The following is an 18,168-nucleotide window of genomic DNA, read 5'->3' on the forward strand; positions in this document are numbered from 1 at the left end:
GAGATTGGGTCAACCCCTAACCTTCGGTGGAATTGTATGCAAGTGTATCTCAACGCATGAATGCTACTTCAACATGCAAATCTGACCGGCCTGCGACACACGGCCGATACATCGGGGAGATCGTTTCGCGCTGTGCCATGTCCAATCAGAGAGAGACCAAAATGTCTGGAGAAATCAATCATCGCCGCCGCCGCTTTCTCGGGTTCGCGGCCATGACCATCGCTGTTGGTGAGTTCGGAAGGATCGGTGCCGCAAGGGCGCAGGCCAGCACCCCGGCGTCAGTGGTCCTTCCTGCGATCAAGCCTGGGACGAATACGTCGATGGGTACGTTGAAGCAGATCGATGCAGGTCTCCTCAATGTTGGATATGCCGAAGCCGGACCTGCCGATGGCCGGCCGGTCATCCTCCTGCACGGTTGGCCGTACGACATTTACAGCTTTGCCGATGTTGCGCCGCTGCTCGCGGCCGCAGGCTACCGGGTGATCATGCCCTATCTGCGCGGCTACGGTACAACGCGATTCCTGTCAAACGACACAGTGCGTAATGGCCAGCAAGCGGTGCTCGCCACCGACATCATCGCGTTGATGGATGCGCTCGATATCCGTACGGCAATTGTCGCGGGATTCGATTGGGGCGCGCGCACCGCGAATATCATGGCGGCGCTCTGGCCCGAGCGATGCAAGGCGCTGGTTTCCGTGAGCGGATATCTGATCGGCAGCCAGGAGGTCAACAAGAAGCCGCTGCCACCCAAGGCCGAACTCGCGTGGTGGTATCAGTTTTACTTCGCCACGGAACGCGGGCGGCAAGGCTACGAAAGCAACAGGCAGGAATTTGCAAAGCTCATCTGGCAACTCGCGTCACCGCAGTGGAACTTTGACGATGCCACGTTCGAGCGATCCGCCCAAGCCTTCAACAACCCGGATCATGTTGCCATCGTGATCCATAACTACCGGTGGCGGCTGGGCCTCGCCGATGGTGAGCCGCAATATGATGACATGGAAAGGCAGCTTGCCAAGGGGCCGGTCATCTCCATTCCGACCATTACCCTTGAAAGCGATGCCAATGGCGCCCCCCACCCGGATCCTGCGTCATACGCCAAGAAATTCTCGGGTAAGTACAGCCACCGGACAGTTGAGGGAGGTATCGGACACAATCTTCCGCAAGAGGCCCCACTGGCATTTGCGCAGGCTATCGTGGACGTTGATGGATACTGACGCAGTGTTGCGCTAACTGGTGTTGAATTGAAGGTGCCTTGCCATGGATCATATCGATCACATCCTGATCGTTGACGACGATCGCGAAATTCGGGAGCTGGTCGCTGGCTATCTGAAAAAGAATGGTCTGCGCGTCACTGCCGTAGCCGATGGCCGGCATATGCGCGCATTTCTGGAAGCAGATTCTGCCGATCTCATCGTACTGGACCTGATGATGCCGGGCGATGACGGCCTGGTTCTGTGCCGCGAACTGCGTGCAGGCAAGCACAAGGCAACGCCCATCCTCATGCTGACGGCACGCAGCGATGAAACCGACCGCATCGTCGGCCTCGAGATGGGTGCCGACGATTATCTGGCCAAGCCATTTTCGGCCCGGGAACTGCTGGCGCGCATCAAGGCGGTTCTTCGCCGGACCCGCATGCTTCCACCCAACCTGCAGATTACGGAGGTCGGGCAATTGCTGAGCTTTGGCGATTGGCAACTGGATACCACCGCCCGCCACTTGCTTGACCGCAACGGTACCGCTGTCGCGCTTAGCGGGGCTGAGTATCGATTGCTTCGCGTTTTCGTCGACCACCCGCAACGTGTCCTCAATCGGGATCAACTGCTGAACCTTACGCAAGGACGCGAGGCCGAGCTGTTTGACAGGTCCATAGACCTGCTCGTCAGCCGTCTGCGTCAGCGCCTGTCGGACGATGCGCGCGAGCCCGCCTATATCAAGACTGTTCGCAGTGAAGGCTATGTCTTTGCAATGCCTGTCGAGATTTCCGAGCTCCGCCAATGACCGACACTGCATTCCTGCGGCGTTTTGTGCCATGGCCGCGCACCTTGGGGTGGAGGCTGTTCCTGATCCTTCTGGCTGGCCTGATCATCGCGCACGGCCTGTCCTTCAGCGTCCTGTTTTTCGAGCGCTACGTCGCGGCCAAGGGCATGATGTACAATACGCTCGAGAACGATGTGGCGACTTCGGTCGCCATTCTCGATCGCCTGCCTGCCGATGAAAGGGCGCAGTGGCTGTCGCGGCTTGACCGGGGATCGTATCGATTTGTGTTGGGACCCGGCTTGCCGGGCGTTCCAGACACGAGTGAGCGGGGTGCCGAAATCGCAGCCAAGATCAGGGAAGCCGTTGATCCACGTTTCCCGCTGACAGTCGAAGCCATTCCGCAAAACGGCAAGCGACTGCAGGCCCATTTGACACTGAGCGACGGCAGCCCCCTGACGATCGACGTGAATCCCGGCCCGATAATGCGGGTGGCACAATGGTTGCCTTATGTTCTGGCGGCACAACTCACGCTCCTCATCCTTTGCAGCTGGTTTGCCGTGCGCCAGGCGATACGGCCCCTGACGAACCTCGCTCACGCCGCGGACACACTCGATCCGAACAAGAACGCGCCGCGTTTGAGTGAAACCGGACCGAGCGAAGTTGCCTATGCGGCGGCGGCGTTCAATGCGATGCGGGACCGCATTGCCCAATACCTCGAAGAACGGGTGCAGATCCTTGCGGCGATCTCGCATGACCTGCAAACGCCCATCACCCGCATGAAACTCCGCGCCGAGTTTGCCGAGGATTCGGTTGAAAAGTACAAGCTTGTGCAAGACCTGGCCGAGATCGAGCGCCTTGTCCATGAAGGCGTAGCCTATGCCCGCAGCGCTCACGGTAGTGCTGAGAAAACCACCAGGATCGACATCGCGTCGTTCATGGAAAGCCTGGTCTATGACTACCAGGATACAGGCAAGGCCGTAACGATAACTGGTGAGGTCAAATCCGTGATCGAGACGCGGCCGCACGCACTGCGCCGCATCTTCACCAATCTCATCGACAATGCGTTGAAATTCGGCGGAAGCGCCGACGTGCTTCTGGAAAAGGATGCGTCGGGCTCAGTTGTCATCAAGGTGCTGGACCGGGGACCCGGCATTCCGGAAGATCAGCTCGAAGCGGTGCTCCAGCCATTCTTCCGGCTCGAACAGTCCCGAAACCGGGGCACCGGCGGCACGGGGCTGGGCCTGGCGATTGCCCAGCAATTGACGCTTGCCATAGGTGCCTCTCTCCAGTTGCGCAATCGCGCGGGGGGTGGACTTTCGGCCGAAGTCGTTATCGGCTGATAGCCTCGAAGTGAGCCTGAGGTGATGCAAGACGCGCCTTGCAACTCCTTTTCGCCCATAAGCACGACGCTCATTGCTCATTGGAGCGCGGCAGCCCCAGCCCGGCGATGCGATGCAAGGCGACTGCACACTTCGTTACACTTAGGGATCATTCCGGACACATGCGGGATACGTCGTCAGCGTCTTATGCGGCCTGGCTGCCATCAGCCTTGCGCTTCGCGCCGTTGAACCACTGCAAAGGAATTGATGATGACCCTTTTGGTTATTGCTTACCTCGCAGGTGTGCTGACAATCCTCAGTCCGTGCATACTGCCAGTCCTTCCATTCGTCTTCGCCCGTGCCGATCGCCCCTTCGTCACCAGCACGCTTCCGATGCTAACCGGTATGGCAATTACATTTGCCGGTGTTGCGACGCTGGCTGCGGTTGGAGGCAACTGGGCGGTCCATGCCAACGAATATGGGCGCTACGCCGCGATCGCATTGCTTGGCATTTTTGGCCTGACACTGGTTTCACCCCAACTTGCCACGGTTCTCACCAGGCCGATCATTGCCCTGGCGAACAAATTGCTGAACTCGACAAATGGACCGCGTCAGGTTCCGACGGCGGGCAGCGCGTTGATACTTGGCGTAGCAACCGGACTGCTCTGGGCACCCTGCGCGGGACCCATACTTGGTCTGGTGCTGACGGGAGCAGCACTCCAGGGGGCGAATGTCCAGACGACCCTGCTGCTCTTTGCCTATTCGGCCGGTGCTGCGACGTCACTCGCTCTGGCTCTCCTGGTCGGCGGGCGGGTCTTTGCCGCCATGAAACGTTCACTTGGTGCTGGTGAGTGGGTGCGTCGCGGGCTTGGCATCGCCGTCCTTTGCGGTGTTGCCGCGATCGGCCTGGGTGCCGATACGGGGTTGCTCACACGTCTCTCCAGTTCAGGCACCAACAGGATCGAACAGGCACTGCTTGGCGCACTCAAGCCGACGGTTGCACCTGACATCCGCAAGGACGCGTTGGTGCTGGCAGGAAGTGGCGGGCAGGCGTTTGAAAGCGATCTGCCGGTCGAGGGCAAGTTTCCTTCTCTTGATGGAGCGGTCGAGTGGCTCAATTCTCCGGCGCTGACCACCGAGCAATTGCGTGGCAAGGTCGTTCTGATCGATTTCTGGACATATTCCTGCATCAATTGCATTCGCACTGTGCCCTATGTCCGGGCCTGGTCGGAAAAGTACAAGGATCAGGGTCTTGTCGTAATCGGTGTCCATGCCCCGGAATTTGCGTTCGAAAAGAAGATCGACAACGTCAAGAAGGCGATCAAGGACTTTGAGATCGGATATCCGGTGGCGATCGACAACAATTTCAAGATCTGGCGGGCGTTCCAGAACAGCTACTGGCCGGCCCATTACTTCATCGATGCAAAGGGGCAGATCAGATACCAGCATTTCGGTGAGGGCGACTACGACAAGTCGGAGAAAGTCATCCAGGAGTTGCTGGCGGAAGCTGGAAGCCTGAGGGCGGAGAATGAGACGCTTAAGCCGGAACTCTCCGGTGCGCAGGCAGCACCCGACCTTGGCAATATAGGATCGTCCGAGACATATATCGGCTACCAGCGCGCTTCGAACTTCATATCCCCGGAAGGGGTGAGCACTGATGCTCCGCAGGATTATACGACGGCGGAGCCGGGGCTCAATGAGTGGGGACTGGCGGGCAGTTGGACGATCGGACCCGAACAGGCGACGCTCAATCGACCGGGCGGGGCCATTACCTACAAATTCCTGGCTCGCGATCTGCATCTTGTTCTGGGACCAAGCAAGGACGGCAAGCCGGTGCGCTTTCAGGTGAAAGTCGATGGCAAGGTACCTGGCGACAGCCACGGCTCCGATGTCGATATCGACGGCAACGGTACTGTCACTCAGACACGCCTCTACCAGTTGGTGCGTCAGGCGGGCGATGTGAAACAACGTACATTCGAAGTTCGGTTCCTCGACCCGGGCGTTGAAGCTTTCGTTTTCACCTTCGGCTGAGCAACAAAATCTCTGCGACCAGCGTTGCTGCGAAACGGGAAATCCAAATGGCGGGTGGCCGCCCACACTTGTATCGCAATGTACAGGAAGGCCACCGCCCCACAATTCGTTACATTTCCACTCAATCCGGACACATACGGGATACGACTGAAGCGCTTTATGCGCGCATCGGTTGACCAAGGCCGATCAACAGCTTCAAGAGGATACACAGATGAGCGAAGTTGCAAAAGTAGTCTACACGGGCAAGACCCGCACCACGGGCGGACGGGACGGCGCGTCACGCAGTTCGGACGGTCGCCTCGATGTCAAGCTTTCGTCGCCGGGCAGCAGTGGTAGCGGCACCAATCCGGAACAGCTGTTCGCTGCCGGCTGGTCAGCATGTTTCGAGGGTGCAATGGGCATCGCCGCCCGGCAGTTGAAGGTGGCAATGCCCGAAGATACGGCAATCGACGCAGAAGTAGATCTCGTGGCGGAGGCCGGTGCCTACCGGCTCCAGGCTCGCCTCAATGTCAGCCTGCCGGGTCTCGATCGCGATGTTGCTCTAGCCTTGACGGAAGCGGCTCATCAGACGTGCCCTTATTCCAAGGCCACACATGGCAACATCGATGTCGTGATCACGCTGGTCTAGCCCAGTCTTCTTGCACGACAGGGGCGGGCCCTTCTGCCGGAACGGCCCGCTTCAAGGCTCTGCCTTGCTTGCCTTCATGAGGTTATCGCGAAGATTTGCGATGGCCTTTTGCAGAACCGGAAATTCCTCGGCTGTAAGTCCGGTGGCTTTCCTGGTTACCTCACCGAAGTCAAAGGCCTTTTCGCGAAGGCTTCGTCCAGCAGTGGTGAGCGATATCCGGACATTGCGCTCATCTTCAATGTCCCTTGTCCGGCTAAGATATCCCATGGCTTCGAGCCGTTTCAGCATCGGCGTCATGGTGCTGGGTTCCAGGAACAGCTTTTCGCTCAAGCTCTTGACGGTCTGCTGGTCCTCTTCCCAGAGGGATATGATGGTTATGTATTGAGGATAGGTCAAACCAAGTGCATCAAGCACCGGCCTGTAGACCCGCGAGTAGGCAAGGTTCGCCGAGTAGATCGAGAAACACAGGAAATCGGTCAGTCTGGCATGGTCTGTGGGGGTAAGGTCTTGCTTGGCCATCAGATACTCCGCTGAAACGATTATGATACAAATGATTATCGTGCTTGTAAAGGCAAGGCCGCGATGATATGGTTGCGATCATAATAATTATTGTAATAACAAAACAAAGGGAAGCACCCATGCGATTTGTCATCATGAGCCTGATCGGGATTGCGGTAATCGCGTCACCGTGCGTCTATGACAGCGACCCGCGCGAAACCACCGCCATCGCCGCCATGATCGTCAAGTTGTCGACACCGGGCACGGAACTCGACCTGGTGAATGACAAAGTGTCGGCCATAGTTCCTTAGGCCCTACTACTGACTTGGTGCTCTGCCTTTGCAATCTCTGTATAGGAAGGTCCATAAATGTCTAAATATCAGAAAACGACGGAAGCAATATCGGGCCTGTCGCCCGAACAGTACCGCGTGACGCAGGAAGGCGCCACCGAGTACCCTGGGACAGGCGAATACCTGAACAACAAGCAACCCGGCATCTATGTCGATGTGGTGTCTGGGGAACCGCTGTTTGCCTCCTCCGACAAGTTCGATTCGGGCTCTGGCTGGCCGAGTTTCACCAAGCCGATCGAGCACGCCAACGTCAGGGAATTGCCTGACAAGCGGCTTGGCAGGATCAACACCGAAGTGCGCTCTGCGGCGGGTGACAGCCACCTTGGACACGTCTTTCCTGACGGTCCCGCAGAACACGGTGGCCTGCGCTATTGCATCAATTCTGCCTCGCTTCGCTTTGTTCATCGCGATAATATGGAAGCGGAGGGATACGGCGCCTATCTTGATCAAGTGGAGAATATCAAATGACCGAAGAACGAGCAGTCCTTGCCGGCGGATGCTTCTGGGGTATGCAAGACCTCATCCGGCGCTATGACGGTGTGATTTCGACGCGTGTTGGATACACCGGCGGCGATGTGCCAAACGCAACGTACCGCAATCACGGTACCCATGCAGAGGCCATCGAGATCATTTATGACCCGGCCCGGATCAGTTATCGGAAGATACTCGAGTTCTTCTTTCAGATCCACGATCCGAGCACGAGCAACCGTCAGGGCAATGATGTCGGGTTGAGCTATCGATCGGCGATCTTTTATACGAACGAGGAGCAGAAGCGCGTCGCGATCGATACGATTGCGGACGTCGATGCGTCAGGACTGTGGCCGGGGAAGGTTGTAACGGAAGTCACGCCTGTTTCGGATTTCTGGGAGGCCGAGCCCGAGCATCAGGATTATCTGGAGCGTATCCCGAACGGCTATACGTGCCACTTCATCCGTCCCAACTGGAAACTGCCCGTTCGGGAAAAGACTGCCTGACGGCTCAACGCTGTTTGGGAACATCAAAGGGCCGATGGTTTCATCGGCCCTTTTTCATGTGCATCAATGCCTGCTGCGCATCCTGTTCAACATCTCGGCCGCCTTGGAATATCCGCCGTCCTGTCCGTCCAGGAAATGCAAATGAGATTGCGGGCTTGCGGCCGGTACCAGACATGTCATTACCGCATGCGACTGGCGATGCATGCCAAAGTTGATCTCGCCGCGCTCAGCAGCCTCCTTCAGGACGATTTCGGCCGCGACGGCCTGTTCCTCGGAGCAGTCCAGAGTCAGACGCAACACATCATCGTATTTTTTGAAATCGGAATGCAAGGCTACTTCCAGCCAGGTCGCGTCGTCGACATGTCTGTTCGGCTCTTTCGGCGTGGGGGGCTTCTCGGGCAAGGGGTGACCCTGGCGCGCGCTTGCGTCGAAAATGGCAAGGATGCGCCGTGCCAGGGCGGCGAAGGTTTCGCTGCTTGTACTTTCAGTTGGTTCGACCAGAAGCGACAGGATCATGCCGTGCCGGTTGGGAATCGGAAGCCAGTCACAGGAAAGGCCCTTCAGGTCCGGCTTCGGCGACATTGCCGCCGCTTCAACCGCATACCGGCCCTTTTTCAGTTCCCGCTCAGCCCATTTAAGCCCGCCACCTGCAAACATTGAAAAGCTTGCACGGCTGGATGCTGCATATCGTGCAACCCTGACATCGTGACCATGAGCCCGAATTTCGCTTACACGGAGCAAGCCCGCACGCAGGGTCAAGCCGAACTTCGTCTCCGCCAGGGCAGCTACCTGCCTCAACGCTCCTGTTGCTTGCTCCACACCCTCGGCCGGCAATGCAAATGCCGCCCCATCACCACCAAATGTAAATGGGAAGTCGTAGCTGCCCCAGGAGTTGCCGACGGCAGCAATGACCGAAACGCCAGCATAGTTGACGTCCTCATACGCGCCGCGCCGGATCGCGGACCCTGAGTCCACCACGTCCGTGATGCCAATCAGCCAGTCGTCGGGAAGGGGTTCATAAGCCGAGTAGTCCAGGATGCTGGAAAAGTCGCTGTATGTGCGAGAGTGTTCGTTCAATGAGCTGTCCATTCCGGCTTCCTTGTTAATAACTTATCTGGGTCCAGTGACCCTCTAGTGCCGTACAGATGTTGTGCGTGTATCTCTCATATGTGGCTTGCCACGTCGAGTTGCATCCTGTTGTAGGAATCGGACGTCGAGATACGTGAGCGTACAATTTTCCGGGCAATATGCCGGACCGGACCGAGTGGAGAATCTCCATCGGTCTGGCCGATCCACGTCATGGTCGCGTCGCGTCCCATAGATGGGGATTGCCTTACTGGGTGGCAAGCCCTATGAGGCGCCGTCCCCGTGCATTTCCCACTCCTTCACTCTACCAAGTCGGCTTCCGACGAGAGCCGGGCGAACTCCGCACGGAGGCGGGGCACGGCGAAGTCGACGAAAGCGCGCACTTTCGGTACCGCCATTCTGCCATGGGGTGTGACGAGATGAACCGGCATGGGGGCCGGCTCAGCATTGCGCAACAGGATCTGGAGTAGCCCCGCCTGAACACTGTCATTTACATGATATGTATATAGACGCGTAACGCCACGTCCGCCGATCGCTGAGGCGAGGGCAGCCCGAACACTGTTGACGACGAGCCGCGGCTTGAAGTGGACGGACCGCGCGATGGAACTGCCCGGCGGAGGCGGAAAGACCCATGCGTCCTGGCCAAAATGCGTCGTGGTGACAATCTGGTGTTTCGTCAGGTCTCCGGGTTCGACGATGCGGGGGTGCTCCGCGACGTATCGAGGCGACGCGACGATGACGCGCTTTACGCCGCCACCGACCCGGACGGCAATCATCGAGGAGTCCGGGAGCTGAGCGACACGAAGTGCGATATCGATCCCTTCTTCGACCAGGTTCGCGTGTCGGTCGAGCAATATGAGGTTTACGGAGACTGCCGGGAAAGCATCAAGATAGGCATCGACGATCGGCCGCAAAATCTCCTCGCCGCTGATGGGCGGCGCGGTCAAGGTGAGGGTCCCTCGTGGTGCTGTGCGTTCGCCTGCAACAGCCAAGTCAGCTTCCTCCAGATCGACCAGGACTCGCCTGCAGCCCGAGGCATAGCGCTCTCCTGCCTCGCTCAGTTTGATCGAACGGGTTGTGCGGTGGAGGAGTTCGGCCCCGACATGGTGCTCCAGAAAGGCAATTGCCCGGCTAACCGCTGCTGGCGAACGACCTAGCCGTCGCCCCGCTCCAGCAAGGCTACCTTCGTCGATGGCCGCAACGAAAACCTTCATAGCATCAATGCGATCCATGAGAATTCTTCCGCAAAACGTAGCACTGAAGGCGAATAATCAAGCATACCGTTGAAATGAGCAAGAGTGCATTGCTCCATCTTCGAGGGCCAACGAGCCAGCGCATTATGCCACTTTGCGGAATAATGCATCCCTGCCAACGAATATTCAGTCGATATGCGGAAAGCTCTAGATTGGCGACCTGTCCCAAAGCGGACCGCCGGCAACACTCCCGTTGACCGGAAAAGCGATTGAGGTCGATCATGAGTAACGAACGTAAAGTAGCAATAATTACCGGTGCATCGCAGGGCATTGGTGCCGGCCTGGTAAAGGCCTATCGGGATCGCAACTACCGGGTGGTAGCAACATCCCGTTCAATCAAGCAGGGCGGCGATCCTGACATTCTGGCGGTTGCTGGCGACATCAGCGATCCCCAGACCGCCGAACGCGTGGTCAAGGAGGCCATTTCGCGCTTTGGCCGGGTCGATACGCTGGTCAACAATGCCGGCATCTTCATTGCCAAGCCTTTCACCGAATACACTGTCGAGGACTTCGCCTCGAAAATGGCAACCAATGTGGCGGGCTTCTTCCACATCACCCAGCGCGTTGTTGCCGAGATGTTGACCCAGGGTTCGGGCCATATCCTCAGCATTACGACGAGCCTGACCGACAACCCCGTCGCCGGAGTTCCCACGGTGCTGGCCAACCTGACCAAGGGCGGCATCAACTCGGCCACCAAGGCACTCGCCATCGAATACGCCACACGGGGCATCCGGGTGAATGCGGTCTCGCCAGGCATCATCAAGACACCGATGCATACCCCCGAGACTCATGAGTTTCTCTCCAATCTGCATCCGGTCAAGCACATGGGCGAGATTCGCGATATTGTCGATGCGGTGCTCTATCTGGAGTCCGCCGGCTTCGTGACGGGCGAGATTCTTCATGTAGACGGTGGCCAGAGCGCCGGCCACTAAAGGAGCTGATACCATGCCCATTGTCACTATACAGGTCACTCGGGAAGGATCCGGCCCCGGCCGCGATTCCGTAACCGCCGAGGAGAAAGCCAGCCTCATCGCTGGGGTCAGCCAACTCCTCCTCGACGTTCTCAACAAGCCGCTCCAATCGACCTTCGTTGTCATCGAGGAGGTTGAACTGGAGAACTGGGGCTGGGGCGGACTTCCCGTCCCCGAATACCGCAAACGGCTTGCCAAAGGCGACTAGCGACAGCAAAGCTGCCATTGCCCATAAGGCAGTGGCAGCAAACTGCTGACCCAAAACGACGCTGATTCATTCGGCATATTGAAGTTTATTGTGCAGAATTCTGCGAGCGCCATTGAGTTCGCTTTGCCGGTTATACCCATTGACCGGCTATAGTCGGGATCGCTCTTCGGACATGGAAGCCAGACACTGGCGCCAACGCACCATCCCGTTTCTCCAATGTGACGTGACCTTCCGTATAACCCGTCCAAACCTATGGATGGGATGTCGGCGCTTGCTGTTGCCGCTAATTTTCATCAGCGAGCCGTGTTAACCGGACGCGACAGTGATGGTGAATGCAGGGGTTTTTCCGGTTTCTTCCTGCAGCCTACGAAATGGCAGGCGATCATCCAAGCTGTCCGGATCAATCCCGCAAGGAGATCTCTTCATGAAAGAACACAGACCGATTGAGATGATCGATGCGTCCCGCCGCGAACTCCTTTTGCTAGGGGCCAGCGCAACGATCCTTGCCGCAATGCCTTCGCTGGCATTGGGCGCACAACCTGCCGCACCGAGCAACACCAGCAACCAAAACGAAAGGCGTCACGACATGGGTATGTTCAAGACCAAGGATGGTACGGAAATCTTTTACAAGGACTGGGGAACGGGTCAGCCGATCGTCTTCCACCACGGCTGGCCCCTTTCAAGCGACGATTGGGATACGCAGATGCTCTTCTTTCTGAGCAAGGGCTACCGCGTTATCGCCCACGATCGCCGTGGACACGGACGTTCGACGCAAACTGCGACCGGCAACGACATGGACACCTACGCCGACGACTTTGCCCAGCTGGCCGAGTCACTCGACCTGCGCGACGCCATTCATGTCGGACATTCGACAGGTGGCGGTGAAGCCGCCCACTACGTCGCACGCCATGGCAAGGGTCGCGTGGCCAAGCTGGTTCTCATTGGTGCCGTTCCGCCGATCATGGTGAAAACGGCGGCAAATCCTGGGGGCCTGCCAATTGAGGTTCTCGATGGTCTACGTGCTCAACTTGCTGCCAACCGCGCGGAATTCTATTGGAACTTCCCGATCCCGTTCTACGGATTCAATCGCGAGGGCGCGACACTATCCGAACCGATACGCGCGAATTGGTGGCGACAGGGCATGATGGGCGGTGCAAAGGCGCATTACGATTGCATCAAGGCTTTCTCCGAAACCGATTTCACCGAGGACCTTAAGGTGATTGAAGTCCCAACGCTTGTCATGCACGGCGACGACGACCAGATCGTCCCGATTGCGGATTCCGCACTCCTGTCGGTGAAGCTTTTGAAGAACGGCACCTTGAAGGTCTATGAAGGGTTTCCGCATGGCATGTGCGCAACCCATGCCGACGTCATAAATCCTGATCTGTTGGCGTTCATAAAAAGCTGAGTAATGGTCTCCGGCCGGTGCAAATCAGCATCGGCCGGAACCACGGCAGGCTTATTCAGCGGGACGAGCCGAGACTATCCATTGTGGCTTGATCGAGCAGACCGTCGAACCACGTCAAACATGGTCTCGAGCAGGAACTCGTTGCTGTTTGCTTCTGAAATAAGCATCAAAGACGCATGCAGTTTCTTTGCGCGTCTATGAAGCGTCGCAAATTATATTCATCGTTCATGCATCCTCCTTCTGGTGAAGCCCTTCGGCTCGCATGGCCCTTTGAACGGCCGGCCTTGACTTCAGAAGGTCGCGGAACATGGCCAATGGAGAAGGTACCGCCAGATCAAAATGTTCCGCCCAGAGAAGCATCACGAACAGATAGAAATCGGCCACGGTTGGAGTGCTGCCGAACAGGAAGTCTCCCTTGAATTGGTTCGACAAGAAACTCAGATGTCCGCCAATAGTCGCTGCCGCACTCGCCCGCTCGGCATCGCCGTTGGCGTGCAGCATAGACTTGAAGCTGCGATGCAGTTCGGTCGAGAGATATGTCAAAGTCTCCAAAAGGCGAGTGCGCCCGAGTGGGCCGGGTACGCTCAACGCTGGATATTGCGACGCTATCCAGTCGAGGATTGCGATATTTTCCGTCAGCGTTTCGCCGTTGTCGAGAATGAGGGCGGGCACGTAACCCTTGGAGGTTATTTCGTTGAAGTCGCGACCCGACTCAGTTCGCTTTGTCTTGAGGTTGACGCGTTCGCGTTCAAAGGACAAACCGACTTCCTCAAGCGCAATGTGATCGGCCAGGCTGCATGCCAACGGACTGTAGTAAAGCTTCATAATGGTTTCCTGTTGAGGATTGAAGGGTCAAGCAAGCGTCCGAACCGGTGGGAGAGGGCGGTTCGAGGCCGCATCGCATCCTCCACAATGCGTAGTTATGAAGCCCAACGGTATTATACCCGCGATTATGTCCTCCACTGCCTTGAGACAGGACGGGCAAATCGAACCTGATAGGGGCGAGCCTCTGGCACTGGCTGGGCAAAGGTCGAGGACACTACAACTCCGCGGTGCTTCCTGTCGGGATCCAGAAGCGGAACACGGCTCCGCCTTCAGGGTGATTGGCCGCGGTTATCTCGCCTCCATGGGCTCTGACAATGGATTGGCAAATTGCCAGACCTATGCCCAACCCGTCCTCCTTTGTCGTGAAAAACCCGTCGAAGATCTGATCCATGTGATCAGCGGGGATGCCGGTGCCTGTATCCCTGATCGAACAGGCAACATGATCGTCCTCGTCCACGCTGGTTTCGAGGTAGATCTCGCGCTGCGTTTGTGGAGCAGTGTTCATTGCCTGGATGCTGTTGACGATCAGGTTGACGATCACCTGCTGCAGTTGAATCCGATCGCCATGGATGGGTGGAAGGTCAGGCTGGAGCCTGGCCTTGATGACAACGAGTTTCTCTTCACTCTCGTGGCGAAGGAAAACAAGGCATTGGTGAACCACGTCGTTAAAATCCAGCAATGTATAGATCGGATCGCGCTTGCCGGCCATATCCTGGATCCTGCCGATTATGTCGTTGGCTCGCTGGGCGCTTTCGACGATGCGGGACGTCAATTGATCGGCCTTCTCAAGGTTTGGATCAGCCTTCCTGAGGTATCTCAGGCTGGTCTGAGCATTCATCAGGATTGCAGAAAGCGGCTGCTTGATCTCATGGGCGATTGAAGTGGTCATTTCTCCCAATGTGGATAGTCTTGCCGCGTGGGAAAAGTCGCCTTCGACTATGCGCAACTTGGCTTCTGCCTCTAGGCGCGCCGAGTTGTCCATCATCATCACGATCGTGGTGTCCCGACGTTCGCCTGGTACCGGAAAGGTCATCAACAACAATACATCGATAAGGCGGCCGTCGAAGGTCTTCACCTTCAACTCTTCGACGTGGTTCCGAACACCGGAGAAGTGCGCCAGCATCACGCGTCTTGCAGCCCCGGGGGTACCGTCAAACAGATACCGTGCCGGGCCAATGAAATCCGAACGCTGCCGTCCCCCGAAAAGCTGCATGGCTTCGTCATTGACGTCGAAAACCTGCACAATGTCGCAGGTAAGATCTACCAGCTCTGGATGTTCCTCCGAGTAGGCTGCCAGGTCGGTTATACCACTGGCTTTAAGGCGGTCGAAGATGCGGCCAGCGGCACGCGCATCGATCTGCCAGACGGGAACCGGCAGAAAGGAAATGAGATTGCGATAACGGTTCTGGCTGGCCTCGAGCTCGATAACGGCATTGGGGGCGTTCAAGATGGCGTTGACGCGGACAAACACGATATCGGGACATCGTGGATCTGCAGCTCTCCAGCCTGTCAGGACCACATGCTGCAATCGGTCGACCACGGGAATTTCGCGTGTTTCGGGCTCGGTGTCAGTTTTTGCGGCTATGGCGGTGAGCAGGTCCCCGAGTGCTGCGCGGCTCTGTTCTGGCCACAGGCTCGCTACCCGGCGGTCTACAATCTTGTCGCGATCGGCTGGCAGGCCAAACAATCGAATTGCCTCGTCATTGACGTCGACAATCTGGACTGCAGCGAGCAGCGTATCCAGTCGATCGGGGTGCCATTCCTGCTCGTTGGCATCGTAACCCGTCGCCGCCGCGTCCGCATCAAGCAAGGGTCGGGCACGTTTGATATTGAATTGCCAGCAGGCGGCACCTCCCCGTTCCGCGATCAAGGGCGGCACAGGCAGCGAGGGTACGGGCGAATTCATTGATAACGCAGCATATTCGACCACGTCCAACGGTCTGCCACGACTGTCATGCCTCACCGTCAAGCGAACATAGGCGCCGATTTCGACCTCCGATTGCAAGCGCCGCTGCAGGAGCCCGTCCCATCGCCCAATCCTGAGAAGATTTTTCCACAGGCTGGAAGCTTCTGCGCGATCGGGCATCAGGTCGTGGAAATGCCGGCCCAGCAACTTGGCCGCCTTCCACCCGAATTGGGTTTCTGAAGCGGGGTTGCAGTATCGAATCGTTCCGTCGAGATCGTAGCGAATGACACTGTCGGTCGCGTAATCTGCTAATTCCATTGCGACCCCCGATCACAAAGTCATGGTCGTTGTGTTGTAATCGTTGCGATTCCCGAACCGGATAGCGCCGCTGCACTAATCATCAACGGGTCGGCTCATACCCCGACTGAGCGCGGCAATGATGTGCCTGTAGAGCACATCATCGTTGATCGGCTTGCTGAGAAAGGCGACTGCGCCGGAGCGAAGCGCCTTTGATCTTGCTTCGGAATCCGACTGCGCAGAAATGAAAATCACAGGTAACCTCGGATCAAGGGTGGCCAATTTCTGCTGTAGCTGGAGACCGCTGCAACCCTTCATGTTCAGATCCGTGATCAGGCAATCGAACCGATTCTTGGTGTGTGCCGCAAGGAACAGCTCGGCGCCTTCGAACGCTTGGCACTTGAAGTCGAACACCTCGAGCAATTCCACAAGTGCGTCGCGGAGGCTGGCGTCGTCGTCGACGACTGCAATCTTGGGAACAAGGGCCAAATTTGATACTTTCACACCGCGTACGTAGTCACACCGTTTCAATATCTGCTGAGTCCGGATTTTGACAAAGCCATACCAAAGTCTAGTCCGAGTAATCATCACGTATATCGGCAGGTATCGACTGCCAGGCTCGAACCAAGTGCGTGACGAAAGGGGTTTTCATCTTTCGCATCACACTGCTTCGGTGAAGTTTGACAGTGATTTCCGATATGTTGAGATCAAACGCTATTTGCTTGCTCAAGCTGCCGCGCACGACTGCGTCCATAACTTGCCGCTCGCGGGGCGTGAGAGTGGCGTAAAGAGCGATGTTGGTGTTGGACGCCAGCTGCTCGGCGCGCTTTTCCTTGTCGATCTCGATGGCCTTGCTGACGGCATCTAGCAATGTCTGCTCGCGAACCGGCTTGGTGAGGAACTCGACTGCGCCGGCCTTCATTGCCTGCACGGTCATCGGAATATCGCCGTAGCCCGTGAGAAAAATGATCGATGCGGAAATGCCGCTCGCGGCCAGTCGGGATTGAAAATCAAGGCCGCTCAGACCCGGCATGCGAACATCGAGGATCATGCAGCCTGGCCGGTCGAGAACATCGGCATCCATGAGGGCCTGTGTCGAGGCAAACCCGGACGCCTCGATGCCGACAGATTCCAGCAGTTCGCAAATAGAGAGCCGCAGCGGCTCGTCATCGTCCACCACCAGCACGATTGGATTTTGTTCGAAACGATCTTCTTTGGCAGTCACGAAAGTCCCCGTCGAAATGTTCATCCTGTCCATCCCATGCGTTACAAGGCATAGCCCGTTGCTTGGATGAAACATTGCCTTCAGAGCCGCCATGAGTCCTTGCAGCAGCCTCCAAAATCCCTTGGTTTTCCATTGATTATTTGTCCGGCCTACGTTTCTGCCCCGCCAAACCGAATTTGCAACCTCAGCCAGCCATGGATTGATACAGCCAATCGCCGAAGCGCAACGAACCGACCCGCGAACCCGGAACCGGTAGCAGCGTGTCATCGTTCAGCACGACACCAAAGTAGCGCGCGCCATCATCGCTGATCACCTGGCGTCTGTCCTCGTTGGCCGTGAGCTGGACGCGAGCAATCTCGTCTAGACCGAAGCGTTCGGGACCGCTGATCTCCACGGTCTCATTCCGTGGTGCCCCAATTGCGAGCTCGGCCAGTATTTCAGCGACATTGTCCGCCGCAATGGGCTTGACATACGCTGAGGGTAACCGGAAGTCGTCTCCATCGGCGCCCATCTCGACTACACCGTTGATAAATTCAAAAAATTGCGTGGAGTGAAGAATGGTGTAGGGGCGACGGGCTGCCCTGATAAGATTTTCCTGCACCATCTTTGCACGAAAATAATCGCTCTCCACAAGACGCGGCGTTCCCACCACGGAGAGAGCCAGGTAGTGCCGGACACCGGAACCTGCTGACGCGGCCAGCAGATTGCGGGTGGAGGTCTTGAAGAATCCGAGGGCCGAGTCATCACCGAACGACGTGGTGTTGGTCACATCAACAACAACCTCCGCTCCGGAAATGGCTGCCCTGAGGTTTTCTCCAGTCACACTGTCGACGCCGAGTGACGGGGACGCGGCGACCACGTCCATGCCCGCGTGCCGGAGTTTCTGGACAACGTGCGTTCCGATGAGCCCACTCGCTCCCATGACCGTGATTTTCATTGCTTCTTCCTTCCAGAATGTGCTGTGACGAAATTTACGTGCCGTCCGGCGTTAGAGGTAGGGCCTTATTCAAGGCGAACCATCTGGGCCCGAGCACTGGACGATGGCTGACCAAGCCCTGGCAGACGCAAGCCGTACGGATATTCCATATGTTCGCCTTGGATGGGGTGACGCTTGAGAGGCCGAGCTTCGCCGGAAAGCCTTTGGCCAAGTTGGCTCTGTGGTTGAGAATAGTGAGAAAGTTTACTACCGCGCACTCATCGGTGCCATCGCGC

The 18,168-nt window shown here is 57.3% G+C and carries 19 protein-coding genes; 11 read left to right on the forward strand and 8 right to left on the reverse strand.

What is annotated here, in order from left to right:
* The first annotated feature begins 161 nt into the window (after positions 1 to 161).
* The 5 genes from K9U38_RS15785 to K9U38_RS15805 all read left to right on the forward strand — a co-directional run bounded on the left by K9U38_RS15785 (position 162) and on the right by K9U38_RS15805 (position 5,955).
* Positions 162 to 1,214, forward strand: a complete 1,053-nt coding sequence (locus K9U38_RS15785; RefSeq protein WP_224495304.1) for an alpha/beta fold hydrolase — start codon at positions 162 to 164, stop codon at positions 1,212 to 1,214.
* A gap of 43 nt (positions 1,215 to 1,257) precedes the next feature.
* Entirely contained in the window at positions 1,258 to 1,998 is a 741-nt protein-coding gene (locus K9U38_RS15790) for a response regulator (RefSeq protein WP_224495305.1), read from the forward strand.
* The gene (locus K9U38_RS15795; protein WP_224495306.1) at positions 1,995 to 3,317 is read left to right on the forward strand and encodes a sensor histidine kinase; all 1,323 of its coding nucleotides are present in this window, start codon (positions 1,995 to 1,997) and stop codon (positions 3,315 to 3,317) included. The genes K9U38_RS15790 and K9U38_RS15795 overlap by 4 nt, the downstream gene beginning before the upstream one ends.
* Before the next feature lie 249 nt (positions 3,318 to 3,566).
* The gene (locus K9U38_RS15800) at positions 3,567 to 5,327 is read left to right on the forward strand and encodes a cytochrome c biogenesis protein DipZ (RefSeq protein ID WP_224495307.1); all 1,761 of its coding nucleotides are present in this window, start codon (positions 3,567 to 3,569) and stop codon (positions 5,325 to 5,327) included.
* A 211-nt stretch (positions 5,328 to 5,538) separates the two neighbouring features.
* On the forward strand, positions 5,539 to 5,955 hold the full coding sequence (locus K9U38_RS15805; RefSeq protein WP_224495308.1) for an organic hydroperoxide resistance protein: 417 nt from the start codon (positions 5,539 to 5,541) through the stop codon (positions 5,953 to 5,955).
* A gap of 51 nt (positions 5,956 to 6,006) precedes the next feature.
* On the opposite strand, the gene K9U38_RS15810 is transcribed toward K9U38_RS15805, so the two are convergent.
* Positions 6,007 to 6,474 (reverse strand): MarR family winged helix-turn-helix transcriptional regulator, encoded by a 468-nt coding sequence (locus tag K9U38_RS15810; RefSeq protein ID WP_224495309.1) that lies wholly within the window; start codon positions 6,472 to 6,474, stop codon positions 6,007 to 6,009.
* Between the two features lie 119 nt (positions 6,475 to 6,593).
* Here K9U38_RS15810 and K9U38_RS15815 point away from each other — a divergent pair, with 119 nt between their 5' ends.
* Genes K9U38_RS15815 through msrA form a run of 3 tightly spaced genes read left to right on the forward strand, consistent with a single transcriptional unit; the run spans position 6,594 to position 7,777 of the window.
* Complete coding sequence (locus tag K9U38_RS15815; protein WP_224495310.1) at positions 6,594 to 6,764, forward strand: hypothetical protein; 171 nt, start codon at positions 6,594 to 6,596, stop codon at positions 6,762 to 6,764.
* A 57-nt stretch (positions 6,765 to 6,821) separates the two neighbouring features.
* Positions 6,822 to 7,271, forward strand: coding sequence for a peptide-methionine (R)-S-oxide reductase MsrB (gene msrB / locus K9U38_RS15820; RefSeq protein WP_224495311.1), 450 nt, complete (start codon positions 6,822 to 6,824; stop codon positions 7,269 to 7,271).
* The gene (msrA, locus tag K9U38_RS15825) at positions 7,268 to 7,777 is read left to right on the forward strand and encodes a peptide-methionine (S)-S-oxide reductase MsrA (protein WP_224495312.1); all 510 of its coding nucleotides are present in this window, start codon (positions 7,268 to 7,270) and stop codon (positions 7,775 to 7,777) included. The genes msrB and msrA overlap by 4 nt, the downstream gene beginning before the upstream one ends.
* A 63-nt stretch (positions 7,778 to 7,840) precedes the next feature.
* On the opposite strand, the gene K9U38_RS15830 is transcribed toward msrA, so the two are convergent.
* Positions 7,841 to 8,866, reverse strand: a complete 1,026-nt coding sequence (locus tag K9U38_RS15830; RefSeq protein ID WP_224495313.1) for a DUF3095 family protein — start codon at positions 8,864 to 8,866, stop codon at positions 7,841 to 7,843.
* 296 nt (positions 8,867 to 9,162) lie between these two features.
* Complete coding sequence (locus K9U38_RS15835) at positions 9,163 to 10,095, reverse strand: LysR family transcriptional regulator (RefSeq protein ID WP_224495314.1); 933 nt, start codon at positions 10,093 to 10,095, stop codon at positions 9,163 to 9,165.
* A gap of 242 nt (positions 10,096 to 10,337) precedes the next feature.
* Between K9U38_RS15835 and K9U38_RS15840 the strand changes: the two genes are divergently transcribed.
* From K9U38_RS15840 to K9U38_RS15850, 3 genes are all read left to right on the forward strand, one after another.
* A complete protein-coding gene (locus K9U38_RS15840) occupies positions 10,338 to 11,048 on the forward strand; it encodes an SDR family NAD(P)-dependent oxidoreductase (RefSeq protein ID WP_224495315.1) in 711 nt (236 codons plus the stop codon).
* Between the two features lie 13 nt (positions 11,049 to 11,061).
* Positions 11,062 to 11,295, forward strand: coding sequence for a tautomerase family protein (locus K9U38_RS15845; RefSeq protein WP_224495316.1), 234 nt, complete (start codon positions 11,062 to 11,064; stop codon positions 11,293 to 11,295).
* A gap of 586 nt (positions 11,296 to 11,881) precedes the next feature.
* Positions 11,882 to 12,703, forward strand: a complete 822-nt coding sequence (locus K9U38_RS15850) for an alpha/beta fold hydrolase (RefSeq protein ID WP_224495414.1) — start codon at positions 11,882 to 11,884, stop codon at positions 12,701 to 12,703.
* A gap of 225 nt (positions 12,704 to 12,928) precedes the next feature.
* Here K9U38_RS15850 and K9U38_RS15855 read toward each other — a convergent pair whose 3' ends face one another.
* The 5 genes from K9U38_RS15855 to K9U38_RS15875 form a co-directional block, all read right to left on the reverse strand.
* On the reverse strand, positions 12,929 to 13,528 hold the full coding sequence (locus tag K9U38_RS15855; RefSeq protein ID WP_224495317.1) for a glutathione S-transferase C-terminal domain-containing protein: 600 nt from the start codon (positions 13,526 to 13,528) through the stop codon (positions 12,929 to 12,931).
* A gap of 214 nt (positions 13,529 to 13,742) precedes the next feature.
* Positions 13,743 to 15,752 carry a PAS domain-containing sensor histidine kinase gene (locus K9U38_RS15860; protein ID WP_224495318.1) on the reverse strand — a complete coding sequence of 670 codons (2,010 nt, stop codon included), beginning with the start codon at positions 15,750 to 15,752 and terminating at the stop codon, positions 13,743 to 13,745.
* 75 nt (positions 15,753 to 15,827) lie between these two features.
* A complete protein-coding gene (locus tag K9U38_RS15865; RefSeq protein WP_224495319.1) occupies positions 15,828 to 16,235 on the reverse strand; it encodes a response regulator transcription factor in 408 nt (135 codons plus the stop codon).
* Between the two features lie 67 nt (positions 16,236 to 16,302).
* Positions 16,303 to 16,980, reverse strand: a complete 678-nt coding sequence (locus K9U38_RS15870) for a response regulator transcription factor (protein ID WP_370631964.1) — start codon at positions 16,978 to 16,980, stop codon at positions 16,303 to 16,305.
* Positions 16,981 to 17,140: 160 nt separating this feature from the next.
* Positions 17,141 to 17,893, reverse strand: coding sequence for an SDR family oxidoreductase (locus tag K9U38_RS15875; protein ID WP_224495321.1), 753 nt, complete (start codon positions 17,891 to 17,893; stop codon positions 17,141 to 17,143).
* Between the last annotated feature and the right edge of the window lie 275 nt (positions 17,894 to 18,168).

The organism is Phyllobacterium lublinensis, from assembly GCF_020164435.1.
GTDB classification, from domain to species: domain Bacteria; phylum Pseudomonadota; class Alphaproteobacteria; order Rhizobiales; family Rhizobiaceae; genus Phyllobacterium; species Phyllobacterium lublinensis.